This window comes from Actinoplanes sp. NPDC021490, assembly GCF_055562135.1.
Genome location: NZ_JBVHFW010000035.1, coordinates 1 through 16,486, shown reverse-complemented (window position 1 = coordinate 16,486; position 16,486 = coordinate 1). Strand labels below are relative to the sequence as shown.

General features: G+C 70.2%; 12 protein-coding genes. 8 read left to right on the top strand and 4 right to left on the bottom strand.

Translation table 11 applies throughout. The features are described from left to right. The 5 genes from ACZ3I4_RS47675 to ACZ3I4_RS47655 all read left to right on the top strand — a co-directional run. Positions 1-737: beta-xylosidase family glycoside hydrolase (locus ACZ3I4_RS47675; protein ID WP_465388821.1), on the top strand; the 737-nt coding region annotated here is incomplete at its 5' end. Positions 738-790: 53 nt separating this feature from the next. Further along, entirely contained in the window at positions 791-2,068 is a 1,278-nt protein-coding gene (locus tag ACZ3I4_RS47670) for a cellulose binding domain-containing protein (RefSeq protein WP_465388820.1), read from the top strand. Between the two features lie 25 nt (positions 2,069-2,093). Next, positions 2,094-3,791 (top strand): cellulose binding domain-containing protein, encoded by a 1,698-nt coding sequence (locus tag ACZ3I4_RS47665; protein ID WP_465388819.1) that lies wholly within the window; start codon positions 2,094-2,096, stop codon positions 3,789-3,791. A gap of 25 nt (positions 3,792-3,816) precedes the next feature. Next, complete coding sequence (locus tag ACZ3I4_RS47660) at positions 3,817-5,235, top strand: non-reducing end alpha-L-arabinofuranosidase family hydrolase (protein ID WP_465388818.1); 1,419 nt, start codon at positions 3,817-3,819, stop codon at positions 5,233-5,235. A gap of 64 nt (positions 5,236-5,299) precedes the next feature. Next, the gene (locus ACZ3I4_RS47655) at positions 5,300-7,627 is read left to right on the top strand and encodes a beta-L-arabinofuranosidase domain-containing protein (RefSeq protein WP_465388817.1); all 2,328 of its coding nucleotides are present in this window, start codon (positions 5,300-5,302) and stop codon (positions 7,625-7,627) included. Between the two features lie 88 nt (positions 7,628-7,715). Here ACZ3I4_RS47655 and ACZ3I4_RS47650 read toward each other — a convergent pair whose 3' ends face one another. After that, positions 7,716-8,519 carry an alpha/beta fold hydrolase gene (locus ACZ3I4_RS47650; RefSeq protein WP_465388816.1) on the bottom strand — a complete coding sequence of 268 codons (804 nt, stop codon included), beginning with the start codon at positions 8,517-8,519 and terminating at the stop codon, positions 7,716-7,718. Positions 8,520-8,609: 90 nt separating this feature from the next. After that, positions 8,610-9,335 carry an SDR family NAD(P)-dependent oxidoreductase gene (locus ACZ3I4_RS47645; protein WP_465388815.1) on the bottom strand — a complete coding sequence of 242 codons (726 nt, stop codon included), beginning with the start codon at positions 9,333-9,335 and terminating at the stop codon, positions 8,610-8,612. Between the two features lie 97 nt (positions 9,336-9,432). Here ACZ3I4_RS47645 and ACZ3I4_RS47640 point away from each other — a divergent pair, with 97 nt between their 5' ends. Continuing rightward, positions 9,433-9,843 carry a winged helix-turn-helix transcriptional regulator gene (locus ACZ3I4_RS47640; protein WP_465388814.1) on the top strand — a complete coding sequence of 137 codons (411 nt, stop codon included), beginning with the start codon at positions 9,433-9,435 and terminating at the stop codon, positions 9,841-9,843. 21 nt (positions 9,844-9,864) lie between these two features. Here ACZ3I4_RS47640 and ACZ3I4_RS47635 read toward each other — a convergent pair whose 3' ends face one another. Further along, positions 9,865-12,972, bottom strand: a complete 3,108-nt coding sequence (locus ACZ3I4_RS47635; protein ID WP_465388813.1) for a S8 family peptidase — start codon at positions 12,970-12,972, stop codon at positions 9,865-9,867. A gap of 67 nt (positions 12,973-13,039) precedes the next feature. Next, positions 13,040-13,252: a hypothetical protein gene (locus tag ACZ3I4_RS47630; protein ID WP_465388812.1), complete on the bottom strand. Its 213-nt coding sequence runs from the start codon at positions 13,250-13,252 to the stop codon at positions 13,040-13,042. Positions 13,253-13,450: 198 nt separating this feature from the next. Here ACZ3I4_RS47630 and ACZ3I4_RS47625 point away from each other — a divergent pair, with 198 nt between their 5' ends. Continuing rightward, positions 13,451-14,872 carry an endo-1,4-beta-xylanase gene (locus ACZ3I4_RS47625; RefSeq protein ID WP_465388811.1) on the top strand — a complete coding sequence of 474 codons (1,422 nt, stop codon included), beginning with the start codon at positions 13,451-13,453 and terminating at the stop codon, positions 14,870-14,872. A 435-nt stretch (positions 14,873-15,307) separates the two neighbouring features. Next, entirely contained in the window at positions 15,308-16,333 is a 1,026-nt protein-coding gene (locus tag ACZ3I4_RS47620; RefSeq protein ID WP_465388810.1) for a glycoside hydrolase family 11 protein, read from the top strand. Positions 16,334-16,486: the final 153 nt, after the last annotated feature.

Here is a 16,486-nt window from a genome sequence, read left to right as displayed (position 1 = left end):
GGATGCCCACCCTCGCCCCCATCACCTTCAGCAGCGACGGCTGGCCCGTCCTGCAAACCGTCAACGGCCGCTGGGGCGCCACCTATCCCCGGCCCAACCTGCCGTGGCGGCCGGTGGCCCCGATGACCGGCAGCGACACCTTCTCCGGCACCACGCTCGGGCCCCAGTACGAGTGGAACCACAACCCGGACATGACGAAGGTCAGCGTGAACAACGGCCTGCGGCTGTCGGCCGCCACGGTCACCAACGACCTCTACAACGCCCGCAACACGCTGACCCGCCGCATCCAGGGCCCGTCCTCCACGGCGACCGTGCAGCTCGACTACTCGGCGATGGCCAACGGCGACCGGTCCGGCCTGGCCATGCTGCGCGACCGATCGGCGTGGATCGGCGTCCGCAAGGACAACGGCGTCACCCGGGTCTCGATGACCGACGGGCTGACCATGTCGACCAGCGGGTGGGGCACGACCGGCACCGGCAGCGAACGGGCCGGCGCCACCGTCAGCGGCGGCCGCATCTGGCTTCGGGTCAGCGCCGACATCCGGCCCGGGTCCGGGCGCACCGCCACGTTCTCGTACAGCACCGACGGCACGACGTTCAGCAGCCTGGGCCCGGCCTTCGCCCTCAACAACGACTGGCAGTTCTTCATGGGCTACCGCTTCGGCCTGTTCGAATACGCCACCCAGGCGCTCGGCGGCTCCGTCACGGTCGGCCAGTTCGCGGTCAGCACCCCCTGATCCCCGTACGCGCGTGAGAACTGCCCGACCCCCGCGATGAAAGAGGAACAGTCATGCGACACGTGATCAAACTGAGAGCCGCGGCCCTCGTCGGCGCGGTCGCCGCGGCGGGCGCCGCCGTCGCGACAGTCGTCCCGGCGCATGCGGCGGCGGCCGGGTGCTCGGTCCGCTACACGGTGACTTCGCAGTGGCAGGGCGGCTTCGGGGCCGAGGTCGCCGTCACCAACCTTGGTGACCCGGTCAACGGATGGACCCTGACCTGGTCGTACGGCGCGGGCCAGCAGGTCACCCAGGCCTGGAACGCCACCGTGACGCAGAGCGGCTCGCAGGTCACCGCCCGCAACGCCGCCTACAACGGGTCGGTCGGCTCCAACGCGAGCGTGTCGTTCGGTTTCAACGGCTCCTGGACGAGCGGCAACCCGGTGCCCACCGGGTTCGCCCTCAACGGCGTGACCTGCGGCGGCGGGACCGAACCCACGACCCCGCCGACCACCCCGCCCACGACGCCACCGACCACCCCGCCCACGAACCCGTCCGGCAGCACCGGATGCGGGCGGACTCCGACGCTGTCCAGCGGCACCCACACGATCCAGAGTGGCGGCAAGAGCCGGAGCTTCATCCTGCGCATTCCGTCCGGCTACAACAACACCACCCCGTACCGGCTGATCTTCGGCTTCCACTGGCGGGGCGGCACCGCGGCCGAGGTCAACTCGGGCGGCACCAGCGGCTCCGCCTGGTCGTACTACGGCCAGCAGGAACAGTCGAACAACACCGCGATCCTGGTCGCGCCGCAGGGCCTCAACGCCGGCTGGGCCAACTCCGGTGGCGAGGACGTGACCTTCGTCGACGACATGATCCGCCGCATCGAGGGTGACCTCTGCGTCAACCCCCGGCTGCGGTTCGCCACCGGGTTCAGCTACGGCGGCGGCATGAGCTACGCCCTCGCCTGCGGGCGGGCCAACGTCTTCCGGGCGGTCGCCGTGTTCTCCGGCGCCCAGCTCAGCGGGTGCGCCGGCGGCAGCCAGCCGATCGCCTACCTCGGCATCCACGGCATCAGCGACTCGGTTCTGCCCATCTCCCAGGGCCGGGCCCTGCGCGACCGGTTCGTCGCCAACAACGGCTGCACCCCGCAGAGCCCCCGCGAGCCGGCCGCCGGCAGCCGGACCCACATCACCACCGCGTACGCCGGATGCCGGGCCGGATATCCGGTCGTCTGGGCGGCGTTCGACGGCGGTCACCTGCCCGGCCACGTGGACGGCTCCACCACGGAGAGCGGCATCACGACCTGGACCAAGGGAGAGGTGTGGAGGTTCTTCTCCCAGTTCCAGTAGGGCCGGACACCGATCAGGAGAGACGATGAAACCCATTACTACAGCCCTGGCCTCGGCCGCGGGCATGTTGCTGGCCTCGGCGGCGGTCGCCGTGGCCCTCCCGGCCGGAGCCGCGGCCGCGGGCTGCTCGGTGCGCTACGCCGTGTCGTCGCAGTGGCAGGGCGGCTTCGGCGCCGACGTCACCGTCACCAACCTCGGCGACCCCCTCACCGGCTGGGCCCTGAACTGGACCTACGGCGCCGGCCAGACCGTCACGCAGGCCTGGAACGCCACGGTCACCCAGTCCGGCCCGGCCGTCACGGCCCGCAACGTGGGCTACAACGGCTCGGTCCCCACGGGCGGGACGGCGTCGTTCGGCTTCAACGGCTCGTGGACCGGCAGCAACCCGGCCCCCACCGGTTTCGCGGTCAACGGGGTGGCGTGCACCGGCGGCCCGGCCCCGGTCACCACGCCGCCGACCACCGGTCCGACCAGCGGCCCGACCAGCCCGCCGGCCACGGCCGACATCACGGTGAACAGCGCGACGAAGTATCAGACGGTGGACGGCTTCGGGGCCGCGACGCCGATCTGGGGTGGCGCCTGGTCGGCCGCCGAGACGCAGACGCTGGTCGGCCTGGGCGCCGGCCAGCTCGGCCTGTCGATCGTGCGGACCGGCATCTCCCCGGTCTCGGGTGAATGGCCGACTCAGGTCAGCGCGCTCAAGACGGCCAAGTCGTACGGGTCGGGGGTGAAGGTTCTGGCCTCACCGTGGACGGCGCCGGCCGCCTGGAAGACCAACAACAGCCGGGTCAACGGGGGCAAGCTCAAGACCGACTACTACGACGACTACGCCAACCACCTGAACAGCTATGTGCAGTACATGCGGGGCCAGGGTGTGCCGATCGACGTCACCTCGGTGCAGAACGAGCCCGACTGGCATCCGGACTACGACTCGATGGACTGGAACGGCACCGAACTGCGCAACTTCGTCCGGGACCAGGGCGCCAAGGTGCAGAACACCAAGCTGATGGTGGCCGAGGCGGTCAACTTCAACTACGGCTTCACCGATCCGACCCTCAACGACGCCGGCGCCCGCAACAACATCGGCTACATCGGCGGGCACCTGTACGGCACCGAGGATTCGGGCCGGCTCAAGCCGTACGCCCTGGCCGAGCAGAACAACAAGCCGGTGTGGATGACCGAGTGGAACTTCCACGAGGCCGACGGCAACGGCTCGAACATCTGGGGCAACCCCGGCAACCAGGCCGTCTGGGACGAGACGCTCGACGACATCATGCGCACGGTGCACAAGTCGATGGAATCGAACTGGAACGCCTACATCTGGTGGTACGGCAAGCGTTACTACTCGTTCATCGGCGACGGCGAGGCGGCGTACGGCACCACGGCCGGCGCCCCGCTCAAGCGCGGATACGCGTTCTCGCAGTTCGCCAAGTTCGTGCGCCCCGGCTACCAGCGCGTCGCCCTCACCAAGGACACCAAGACCAGTCCGCTGGAAGTGACCGCCTATCAGGGCGGCGGGAAGACCACGCTGGTCATCCTCAACCGGTCGGCCGGCGCGGTCAGCAACGCCGTACTCCAGGCGCCGCAGACCATCACCCGCGCCGAGCACTACCTGACCTCGCGCACCGACAACGCGGCGGCCCAGCCGACCAGCGTGAACGGCGCCCAGGTCACCGTCACCATCCCCGCACGCAGCATCTCCACCGTCGTGCTGACCCACTGAAATCCCCCCGCAGGAGAGGAACGCCATGGAACACAGAGCGAGAAAGGCCGGCCTGGCCTCCGCCGGCATCGCGATGCTGGCCTCGGCCGGCGCGATGGTGGCCCTACCGGCCGACGCCGCGGCCGCGGGCTGCTCGGTCGACTACGCCGTGTCGTCGCAATGGCAGGGCGGGTTCGGCGCGAACGTGTCGATCACCAACCTGGGTGACGCGCTCAACGGCTGGACGCTGACGTGGTCGTTCGGCACCGGGCAGTCGGTGACGCAGGCGTGGAACGCCACGGTCACCCAGTCCGGTTCGGCGGTCACGGCCCGCAACGTCGGCTACAACGGCTCCGTCCCCACCGGCGGCACGGCGTCGTTCGGCTTCAACGGCTCGTGGACCACCGGCAACCCGGTGCCGTCGAGCTTCGCCGTCAACGGCGTGACGTGTACGGGCGGCACGACGACCCCGACCACTCCCCCGTCGACCACAGCACCGACCACTCCGCCGACGACCACCCCTCCCACCACCCCGCCGCCAACGAGCCCGCCGGCCACGTGTTCGCTTCCGTCGTCGTACCGGTGGAGCTCGACCGGATCGCTGGCCAACCCCAAGTCGGGCTGGGTGTCGCTCAAGGACTTCACGACGGTTCCCTACAACGGCCGGCACCTGGTCTATGCGACGACGCACGACACCGGCACCAGGTGGGGGTCGATGAACTTCAGCCTGTTCACCAACTGGTCGGACATGGCCTCGGCCAGTCAGAACGCGATGTCGTCGGGGACCGTGGCGCCCTCGTTGTTCTACTTCGCGCCCAAGAGCATCTGGGTGCTGGCCTACCAATGGGGACCGACCGCGTTCTCCTACCGCACCTCGAGCGACCCGACCAACGCCAACGGCTGGTCCGCCGCCCAACCACTGTTCACCGGCAGCATCACCGGCTCCGGCACCGGACCCATCGACCAGACCCTCATCGGTGACGGCACCAACATGTACCTGTTCTTCGCCGGCGACAACGGCAAGATCTACCGAGCCAGCATGCCCATCGGCAACTTCCCCGGCAACTTCGGCTCCTCCTACACCACCATCATGAGCGACTCCACCAACAACCTGTTCGAAGCCCCGCAGGTCTACAAGGTCCAAGGCCAAAACCAATACCTCATGATCGTCGAAGCCATCGGCAACAACGGCCGCTACTTCCGCTCCTTCACCGCCACCAGCCTCGGCGGCACCTGGACACCCCAAGCCGCCACCGAAAGCAACCCCTTCGCCGGCAAAGCCAACAGCGGCGCCACCTGGACCAACGACATCAGCCACGGCGAACTCATCCGGGTCAACGCCGACCAGACCATGACCATCGACCCCTGCAACCTGCAACTGCTCTACCAGGGCCGCTCCCCCAACTCCGGCGGCGACTACGGCCTGCTGCCGTACCGCCCGGGCCTGCTCACCCGGCAACGCTGAGAACGCCCGGCCGTCCCCCGGGACGGCCGGGCACCGCCCCCCACCACCGCAGGAGAGATCCGACATGTCATCCCCCTCGCTCAGCCGCCGTCACCTGCTGCAGGCCGGCGGCGCCGCCGCCCTGGCCACCACGACCGGAGTGATCGCCCTCGACCCGCGCCCGGCCGCCGCCGCGGTCGTGCCGCCCGTCCGCCCGGACATCGGCGCGGCCGCGTTCCCCTTCGAACTCGGCCAGGTGCGGCTGACCACGGGCCGGCTGCTGGACAACCAGAACCGGACGCTGAGCTACCTGCGGTTCATCGACGTCGACCGCCTGCTCTACGTCTTCCGGGCCAACCACCGGCTGTCGACCAACGGCGCCGCGGCGAACGGCGGCTGGGACGCACCGTCCTTCCCGTTCCGCTCGCACGCGCAGGGTCACTTCCTCACCGCCTGGGCGCAGGCCTACGCGGTGCTGGGCGATACCACCTGCCGGGACAAGGCCAACTACATGGTCGCCGAGATGGCCAAGTGCCAGGCCAACAACGGGGCGGCCGGTTTCGGGGCGGGCTACTTGTCGGGCTTTCCCGAGTCGGACTTCGCTGCGCTCGAGGCCCGGACGCTCTCGAACGGCAACGTGCCCTACTACTGCGTCCACAAGACCCTGCTCGGGCTGCTCGACGTGTGGCGGTACACCGGCAACACCCAGGCCCGTACGGTGCTGCTGGCCCTGGCGGGCTGGGTCGACACCCGCACCGCCCGGCTGAGCGCCGGCCAGATGCAGGCGATGCTCGGCACCGAGTTCGGCGGCATGAACGAGGTGCTCACCGACATCTACCAGCAGACCGGTGACTCACGCTGGCTGGCCACGGCCCAGCGGTTCGACCACGCCGCCGTGTTCAGCCCGCTGGCCGCCGGCACCGACCAGCTCAACGGGTTGCACGCGAACACCCAGGTGCCCAAGTGGATCGGGGCCGCCCGCGAATACAAGGCGACCGGCACCACCCGATACCGCGACATCGCCACCAACGCCTGGAACATCACCACCCGGGCCCACACGTACGCGATCGGCGGCAACAGTCAGGCCGAGCACTTCCGCGCCCCGAACGCGATCGCCGGCTATCTGAGCAACGACACCTGCGAGCACTGCAACACGCACAACATGCTCAAGCTGACCCGGGAACTGTGGCTGCTCGACCCGGACAACGCCGGCTACTTCGACTACTACGAACGAGCCCTGCTCAACCATCTGGTCGGCGCGCAGAACCCGGCCGACAGCCACGGCGGCGTCACCTACTTCACCCCGTTGCGGCCGGGCGGGCGGCGCGGGGTCGGCCCGGCCTGGGGCGGCGGCACCTATTCGACCGACTACAACTCGTTCTGGTGCTGCCAGGGCACCGGCATCGAGACCAACACGAAGCTGATGGACTCCATCTACTTCTACGCCGGTACGACGCTGACCGTGAACCTATTCGTACCCTCGACGCTGACCTGGGCGCAGCGCGGCATCACGGTCACCCAGTCCACGACCTACCCGGTCAGCGACACCACGACCCTGACGCTGTCGGGTTCGATGAGCGGATCGTGGAGCATCCGGGTCCGCATCCCGTCCTGGACGCAAACTCCGGTGATCAGCGTCAACGGCGTGGCCCAGACCGTCACCGCGACGCCGGGCAGCTACGCGACCGTGACCCGCACCTGGGCCGCCGGCGACACGCTCACCGTCCGGCTGCCCATGCGGGTCACCATGCTGGCCGCCAACGACAACCCCAACGTCCAGGCGATCGCGTACGGGCCGGTGGTGTTGTGCGGAAACTACGGCAACACCACCCTGACCGGGCTCCCGTCGCTGACCACCTCGTCCATCGCCCGGACCAGCCCGTCCAGTCTCGCCTTCACCGCCACCGCCGGCGGCGCCGCCGTGCCCGTCGGACCGTTCTACGACGCGCACGGCTTCAACTACACCGTCTATTGGGCCACCGGCAGCGGCGGCGGCAGCGGCACCACGGTCAAGCTGGTCAATGTGGGCACCGGCCTGGTCCTCGGCGTCAAGGACATGTCGACCGCCGACGGTGGCCTCGCCGTGGTGTGGGGAGACTCCGGAACCGCCGACCATCAGTGGGCCCGGGTGGCGGACGGTTCCGCCGTCAAGTTCCGCAATGCCAACAGCGGCAAGGTCCTCGGCGTCGAGAACATGTCGACGGCGACCAATGCCCGCGTCCTGCAGTGGTCGGACACCGGAACCGCCGACCACCGCTGGACCCTGATCGACAACGGCAACGGCACCTACAAGATCCGCAACGTCAACAGCGGCAAACTGCTGGCGATTCTCAACGGCTCGAGCACGTGGGGCACCCAGGTGGTGCAGGACGACGACAACGGCAGCGCCGACAACGTCTGGCGCCTGGTCTGAACGCCGCGGCGCCCGGTGGATGCGCTCCGCCACCGGGCGTCGTCACCCGCTGCTCAGAAGAGGCACAGCGGGTTGGCCGGTTGCCGCGTCAGCCGGCGAAAAACCTGCTGAGGACCGGAGCGAGCACGGCCGGATCGGCCACGTGGCCCTCGACCTCGAGGGCGTCCCGCCGGGCGTCGGGCAGTGCGGCCGCGGCCGCGTCGGCCGCCGCACCGAAGAAGTCGACGGGCAGCCCGGCCATCCGCGAGTCGACCGTGATGCCGGTCGTCAGGAGCACCGGCTGCCGCACCATCGCGAGACGGTCTGCGGGCGGCGGGCCGTCTCCGAGGCATGCCGCGTCGTAGCGCAGCGTCGGCGCCAGCGCACAAAGCGCGGGCCACACCGGGGCGGCCTCCGCGCTCGCGATGTCCTGCTCGGACGATCCGGCGAGCCGCATGAACAGCCTGAGCGCCTGATCACGGTGGCCGGCGTCGAGCACGGCGTCGAGCTCGAGCCGGTACGCCTGCCAGGCCGAGATCATCGCGTCATCCACCTGGTACGGCACCTCGTGGACGGCGATCCGGTCGACCGGAAGCCCGGCGGCGGCCGCCTCGAACGCGAGTGCCCCGCCGGTCGACGCCCCGAACAGGTGCGCTCGCCCGCCGGCGGCGTCGATCACCGCCGCGAGATCGTCGACCTCCCGCTCGACGGCATAGGACCTGCCGTCGCCGCTGTCGCCACGGCCGCGGCGCCGGTAGTTGACGACGGCGAAGCTGCTCGCCAGGTGCTCGCCCAGCGCGCGATTCTCCGTGCCGTCGTCCAGACCACCCCCAATGAGCACCAGCGCCGGCCCCTCGTCGCCGAGCCGGTCGTAGCCGATCGACGTGCCGTCGGCCGAGCGCACATGCGGCATTCCAAGCTCCCTTGATCGCGGTAACTCCCAAACTAAGGCGCGTTTCATAACTGGACCAGATCGTCGAACAGTGCGGCCTGGCCACCTGGATCAGGCGTGGACGGAGTCGCCGAGGGCGTTGAAGGTCGCTTCCGGCCCGTTCCGGCGGGCCGAAAGGTCCCACGCGGTGTCGGCGATCGTGCCGGGGTCGAGGGTGGGCAGGGCGGCGGCCGCGGCCGGGCCGACCGCGGCGACGGCGTGCCGGTGGATGTCGCCGCGTTCGATGAGCCCGCCGATGACCAGCGCCCCGGCGTAGACGCCGGTGCCGGCCAGGGCCGCGTTCACGGTCAGGGCGTACGTGCGCAGCGCGGCCGAGGCGACGGCGAGGGCGCCCATGCCCGGCAGGGGAACGACAGCGCCGAGGCCCGCCACGTACAGAAGTGTGCCGTTGCGACGTTCGAGCATGCCGGGTAGCACCATCGCGGTGAGGTCGACGGCCGGGTGGACGAAGGTGTGCACGGCCGCGGACACGTCATCCGGCGTTGCTTGCAGGATCGGCGCCGGTCGTGCGGCCGGATCGGCAGCGCCGGGTCCGTAGTACACCGCGCCGATCGGGCCGAGCTTCTCGCTCGTCATGGTGACGGCAGCGCGTAGCTGGTCGGGCCGGGTGAGGTCGGCGGCGACGGCGATGGCGGTGATGCCGTCCTGCCGCAGCGAGGCCAGGTAGCTCTCGTGCCGGTCCGGGTGGCGCGACAGCAGGGCGACCGGATGTCCCTCACGACCGAACCGCCGGGCGACGGCCAGCCCGAGCCCCGGTCCCACTCCGGCGATGAGCATGCTGGAAATCTGTGTTGCGGGCACGTCGGCCTCCCCTGTCATGGTGGACAGGTGTCACTGTCGCGGCTCGGAGATCCGTACGAAAGAAGGCACTTATATGTCTGGTAGGAACACTGCTGTTCCTTCGCTGGTCGGCACGCCCCTGGCCCAGCAGGTGCCGGTCGCGGAGTATGCGGCGTGCCCGGTCACCGGTCTCTTTCACCGCCTCGGCGAGAAGTGGTCGCTGGTGACCCTGGTGCTGCTGGGCGAGAGACCGCACCGATTCAACGAACTGCATCAGCGGATAGAGGGCATCAGCCAGCGGATGCTGACCCGGACGTTGCGGGCGCTGGAGTCCGACGGGCTCGTGCGCCGCACGGTTCACCCGACCGTGCCGCCCTCCGTCGAGTACGCCCTGACCACGTCCGGGCAGACCGTGCTCGGCCCGATCTCCCAGGTCGCGAACTGGGCGGTCGAGCATCAGGCCACCGCGACGACCATGGGCCCGTCGCGATGGACGGGCCCATGAGCAGGGGCGGAAAAGAAGGCGTCAGGCCGGTGGGAGCGCCCGGATCACGGTCTGGGTGACCGTGGTGGCGGAACCCTTCGCGGTCACCCGCAGCGACACCTGGCCGTCCCGGGGCACAGCGGCCTGGTAGGCGCCGCCGACCCGGTGGACGGGGGTGGGCCGCCAGGTGGTCCCGTCGTCGGTGGAGACTTCGAGGGTCACCGAGCGGGTGCCCGCCGGAGGTGTCAGGCGCATCCCGGAGGCGGCCGGGATGATGCCGACGGCGCCGAGGGTGGGCACGGCCGCCGGGTCGGTGAACGTCCAGTCCACGGTGGTCGCCGTGGCTGTGGTGAAGGCGGCCGGGCGGCTCTGTTCCAGGTGCAGCCGGTAGGCGCCCGGAATCCGCGGCACCCGGAAGTTGGCCACGCCCGCGGTTCCGGAGATGGCCAGCTGCTCGCCGTCGCGGAACAGCGTGGTGCGGCCGGGGACGCGGGTGGTCGTGCCGACGTGCCCGGCGCTGTCGCAGGTCATGGCGACCCGGACGCGCAGCCGGTCACCGGTCCAGTCGTTGCCCTCGGCGGTGCGGCACGGGGCGATGACGGGGGCGTTGTAGGCCGCCGTGTAACGCCGGCCCGGCTCGTAGCGCCGCGGTTCGCCGGACGTACGGACCTCCTCGTAGTTCTCCTCCTCGCGCCACTCGTAGATGCCGGTGCTCCACCGCACGCCGCCGCCGGTGGTGAAGTAGCGCGTAGCCGAGACGTCGGTGGTGAGCGCGGCGAAGGTCAGCGGGTTCCCGGGCACGTGGACGCCCGCGTACAGGTTCGAGAAGCCGTCCGTGGTCTGCCGATGCATCTCGCCCGTCTCGACGGCGAGTTCCCCGGCGGTGACGGCGCCCGTGTAGCCGGTCGGCACGCGGCCCCGGAACGGCCAGGCGAGATGGTAGACCGCGGTGTCCGAGGCGTAGGCCAAGCGCACCACGGAGAGCAGGGTGTCGCTGTCCGCGCCGGCCTGGGCGCTGCTCAGGGCGCCGCCGTAACTGGTGACGGCCGACGACACCCAGCCTTTCGGAGCCCGTACGCCGAAAGCGACGGACCCGGCCTCGAAGCCCGCCCGGGAGTCCGGGACGGTGGCGGTCACCGGCTTGGCCAGGCGGGTGTCCACGGTGAGGTCGGTCGGACCGGTGACCGAGACCGACGGGTGCGCGACCGCGATGCTGGTCCAGGTGCCGTCCGCGGCCTCGCCGTAGTACTGCGTGAGGATCGCGTACCGGCCGGTGGGCACGCGCAGCGAGACGTCGGGCGTCCACGGGTAGTCGAACAGGGTGTCGTGCAGGTACGGCGTGTCCAGGCCGATGACCTGGGTGTAGTGGCCCTCGGTGGGTTGCCCGTCCGGGCCGAGCACGTGCAGGTCGAGGCCGGCCTTGGTGGTCTCGCGCACCACGGCCACCGGGGTGGTGACGACCTGTTCGCCGGCGGTGGCGGTGAGCTGCCCGGTGTGGGCGCCGCCGGGCAGCCCGGCCGGGACGGTGACCCGGGCGGTCGCGGTGCCACCGGCGGGCACGGTCAGCGCGGGGGTGTTCACCGTGAACGGCGCGCCGACCTTCAGAGTCATGGTCAGCGGCCGGGAGCCGTTGTTGCGGTAGACGACGTTGCGGGTGTTCCCGCTGCCCAGGTTCAGGCTGGGCGGGTCGGCCAGCACGGTCGTGCGCACCGCGCGGGCGACGTCGACGCGGCCGGCGCCCTGGGCATAGACGCCGACGCCCGGGGTGGGCCGGGCGGAGCCCATCAGGGCGGCCTTGAGCTGAGCGGGCGTCCACCCGGGGCGCTTCTGGGCGAGGATGGCCGCGCTGCCCGCGACGTGCGGCGCCGCGAACGAGGTGCCGCTGCCGCTGTCGTACGGTCCGTCGCCGGCGTCGCGGCTCATGGCGTGGGTGATGTCGACGCCGGGCCCGGTGATCTCCGGTTTGATGCTGTCGCCGTCCGGGCCGGGTCCGCGGCTGGAGAAGGCGGCGAGCTGGTCGTCCGAGTCGACGGCGCCGACGCTGAGGGCGGCCGCGGCGTCGGCGGGCGAGTTGATCAGGTAGTCGTCGCCGTGGGCCGGGTTGTTGCCGTTGTTGCCGTCGTTGCCGGCGGCGACCACGAACAGGGTGCCGTACTTGCCGGTCATCTCGTCGACCGCGGCCTCGAGCGGATCCGTCCCGGCGGTGTTCGGGAAACCGAGGCTCAGGTTGACGATCCGGGCCTGCTGGATGCCGGCGGTCCACTCCATGCCGGCGATGACGGCCGACTCGGTGATGTCGAAGTCGCCGACCTTGGCCGAGACCAGGCGGGCGCCGGGAGCGACACCCCGGTAGCGCCCGTCGGACGCGTCGCCGGTGCCGGCCAGGATCGAGGCGACCGCGGTGCCGTGCCCGTTGAGGTCGTGCACCTCGCCGGTGCCGCCGGGGGTGAAGTCGGCCTGCGCGGCGACCACCGGGGCCAGGTCGGGGTGGGTGACGTCGACGCCGGAGTCGACGACGCCGACGGTCACGCCCTGGCCGGTGAGACCGTCCTGCCAGGCCAGGGTGGCGCCGATCTGCTGGACGCCCTCGGCCGCGGTGAACTTTCCCTTGGCGTCGAGCCAGATCTTGCCGCGGGCCGTGCGGGCCTTCCAGTTCCGGGCCAGATCCTTTTTCGGCGTACGCACGGCGGTCGCGCCGAGGCTGGGCAGCGCGCGGACGCGGGCGCCGCTGGAGGTTGCTCCTCCGCCGGCGATCAGCGGGAGGTCGGCGCGCCGGTCGTCGTAGCCGGCCGCGACGAGCCCGGTCACGTCGAACAGGCGGGGGTCGAGCCGGTCGGCGCGCAGCAGTGGCATGGCGTCGGCCGGGACGACCCGGGTGCGTCCGCCGGCCGTGCTGGTCGCCATCGGGATGCCGGCGCGGCCGGGCCCGGGCGTCACGGTGACGGCGCCGCCGGTCAGGGTGACCCGGTCGCCGGTGATCAGCGTGACGGTCGGCCCCGGGGCGGCGCCGGTCGGCTCGGCGGCGCGGGCGGGACCGGCGGCGAACGGGGCGGCCGACAGGACCAGGGTCAGTAACGCGGCCGCGGCGATCGATTTTCTTCGTGGTGTGGACACACCCGGATAGACGAACGCCTCCGCCGTTTTGTGCACATTGGACCGCGGCTTTCCGGAAAATCTTCCGCCTCGGACCCGGGGCACACCGCCTGCGTAACAGTTTTCAGTGCGCGTTTTTTTGCGGCATTGATAAAGCGACGCAAAGGGCTGCGGCATTCCGGCGACTTTCGCATTCCTGTTCCGTAAGTTCCGGAGCATCAGCACCACCCAGGGCGTACGCCACCGGCCGCACCTCCCCTTTTTCCGCCAACACAGCAAGGTTTTCCCAGGTAAAGCCCGCAAGACGATCATCGCCGCCATAAAGAATCGTCAACAACTTCCGGCGAGTTTCCGGAAACTATTGTTTCGCCGGTGTTACTCGTGCCAGCATGACCGCAAATCGAAGTACATCGTTCTTTGGTTCGGGTCGCGTGTTCCGCGCGACGGCCCGGACGCGGGACAGCGAAGGGAGAACCCTGTGGCAATCAGGTCTTCTGGCCACTCCGCGGGCTCGGGGCGGAGTCGATCCACGCGGATGCGGCTGCTGATCAGCGGCGCCGTCGCCGCCGTCGCGGCAGCGGGCGTGGTAATGGTGACGCCGGAGGCGAACGCCGCCGCCGGCACTCTCGGCGCGGCGGCCGCCCAGTCGGGCCGGTACTTCGGCACGGCCATCGCCGCCGGTCGGCTCAGCAACTCGGCGTACACCACCATCGCCGCGCGCGAGTTCGACATGGTGACCGCCGAGAACGAGATGAAGCCGGACGCCACCCAGCCCCAGCGGGGTCAGTTCAACTTCAGCTCCGGCGACCAGATCTACAACTGGGCCACCCAGCGCGGACTGAAGGTGCGCGGCCACACCCTCGCCTGGCACGCCCAGCAGCCGGGCTGGATGCAGAGTCTCAACGGCAGCAGCCTGCGCCAGGCGATGATCGATCACATCAACGGCGTGATGGCGCACTACAAGGGCAAGCTGGCCGCCTGGGACGTGGTCAACGAGGCGTTCAACGAGGACGGCAGCCGGCGGTCCTCCAACCTGCAGGGCACCGGCAACGACTGGATCGAGGTGGCGTTCCGCACGGCGCGCGCCGCCGACCCGTCGGTCAAGCTCTGCTACAACGACTACAACATCGAGAACTGGTCGTACGGCAAGACGCAGGGCGTCTACAACATGATCCGGGACTTCAAGTCCCGCGGCGTGCCGATCGACTGCGTGGGGCTGCAGACCCACTTCACCGGCGGCAGCTCACTGCCGGGCAACTTCCAGACCACCCTGTCGAGCTTCGCCGCCCTGGGCGTGGACGTGGCCCTGACCGAGGTGGACGTGACCAACGCGTCGACCTCGCAGTACGCCGGGCTCACCCAGGCCTGCCTCAACGTGCCGCGCTGCATCGGCATCACCGTCTGGGGCGTACGGGACAGTGACTCCTGGCGCTCCAGCGAGAGCCCGCTGCTGTTCGACAACTCGGGCAACAAGAAGGCCGCCTACAACTCGGTGCTCAACGTCCTGAACTCCGGCACCCCGTCGACTCCGCCGCCGACCACCACCACTCCGCCGCCGACCACCACCCCGCCGCCCTCGGGCGACGCGAAGCGGATCCTGGGTCAGCAATCGGGACGGTGCCTCGATGTGCCCGGCGCCTCGCAGACCAACGGCACGCGGGTCCAGCTCTACGACTGCAACGGCCAGACCAACCAGGCCTGGACGCTCACGTCGGGCAAGCAGCTGACCGTGTACGGCTCGAGGTGCCTCGACGCGGCCGGCTCGGCCAACGGGTCGGCGGTGCAGATCTACAGCTGCAACGGTCAGGCCAACCAGCAGTGGAACGTCAACAGCAACGGCACGATCACCGGCGGCCAGTCCGGCCGCTGCCTGGACGTGTGGGGAACCGGCAACGGTCAGCAGGTCCAGCTCTACGACTGCAACGGACAAGCCAATCAGCGCTTCAGTCTGAGCTGATTGCGTGAGTGCGAAGCGGTGCGGCGGCCGGCAGCGGTCACCGCACCGCTTCACCGTGCCCTCGATCGAACTTCCGTACCGGCTTCCGGAAGTTTCGGTACTTCCGGCCCGGAGCATCTCCAGAAGGTCCCGATTCGGCTTCGCTGATCGAGGAACAGCCGAGATCACAGGGCACCTGAGCTGCGTAGATACAACGATCCGGGGCTCGAAGATCGACTTCGGTATTTCCGCAGGGTTTCCGTAAGTTGTTGACAAGGCCGAGTGATTCAGGCCACGATCTCGCAATGACGGCCTTCGATGACCGTCATCCCCGCCACGGCGGACGACCGGGGCTCACGGTGACTCCGTCTTCGTCACCGACATATCCCCGATGTGGTTGGCCGTGCCCGTGGGGCTGTTCCCCGGCAGCCCCTTCACGAGGAGGACCGCACTCACATGACCGCAGATCTCGCCCAACCGAAGCGCCGCCGACGCGGCCGCATCCGCTTGCTGGCCGGTGCCGCTTGCGCCTTGGCGATGACCGTCTCCGGAGTCATGGTGGCCGGCGCCGCACACGCCGAAGCCGACCGGACCGTCAGCTCCAACACCACCGGCACGCACAACGGCTACTACTTCTCGTTCTGGAAGGACAGTGGCAACGCCAGCATGACGCTGCGTGCCGACGGCCGGTACTCCAGCAGCTGGGACCGCAGCACCAACAACTGGGTCGGCGGCAAGGGCTGGGCCACCGGCAACCGGCGCACGGTGAGCTACTCGGGCACCTACAACCCGGGAAACAACAACACCTACCTCGCCCTGTACGGATGGACGCGCAACCCGCTCATCGAGTACTACGTCGTGGAGAACTTCGGCAGCTACAACCCGAGCAGCGGCGCCACCCGTATGGGCACCGTCACCACCGACGGCGGCACCTACGACATCCTGCGCAGCCAGCGGGTCAACGCGCCCTCGATCGATGGCAACCAGACCTTCTACCAGTTCTGGAGCGTCCGGCAGCAGAAGCGCAGCTCGGGCACCATCACCACGGCGAACCACTTCGACGCCTGGGCCCGCGCCGGCCTCAACCTGGGCACCAACCACAGCTACCAGATCATGGCTACCGAGGGCTACCAGAGCAGCGGCAGCTCGGACATCACCGTCCGCGAGGGCAGCAGTGGTGGGGGCGGCACGACCACTCCCCCGCCGACCGGCGGCGGCAGCAACTGCACCGCCACGTTGTCGGCCGGCCAGCAGTACGGCGACCGGTTCAACCTCAACGTCTCGGTCGCCAACACCAGCAACTGGACCGTCGGGCTCGCCCTCAACGGTGGCCAGAGCATCCAGAACAGCTGGAACGCCTCGGTCAGCGGCACCAGCGGCACCGTCACCGCGACGCCGAACGGCAACGGCAACAACTTCGGCGTGACGATCATGGCCAACGGCAACTGGACCTGGCCAACCGTCACCTGCCGGACTAGCTGACCCCTGTGGCGGGGGGGGGGGGGGGGGCCCCCCCCCCCCCCCCCCCGCGGGGGGGGGGGGGGGGGGGGGGGGGGGGGGGGGGGGGGGGGGGGGGGGGGGGGGGGGGGGGGGGGGGGGGGGGGGGGGGGGGGGGGGGGGGGGGGGGGGGGGGGG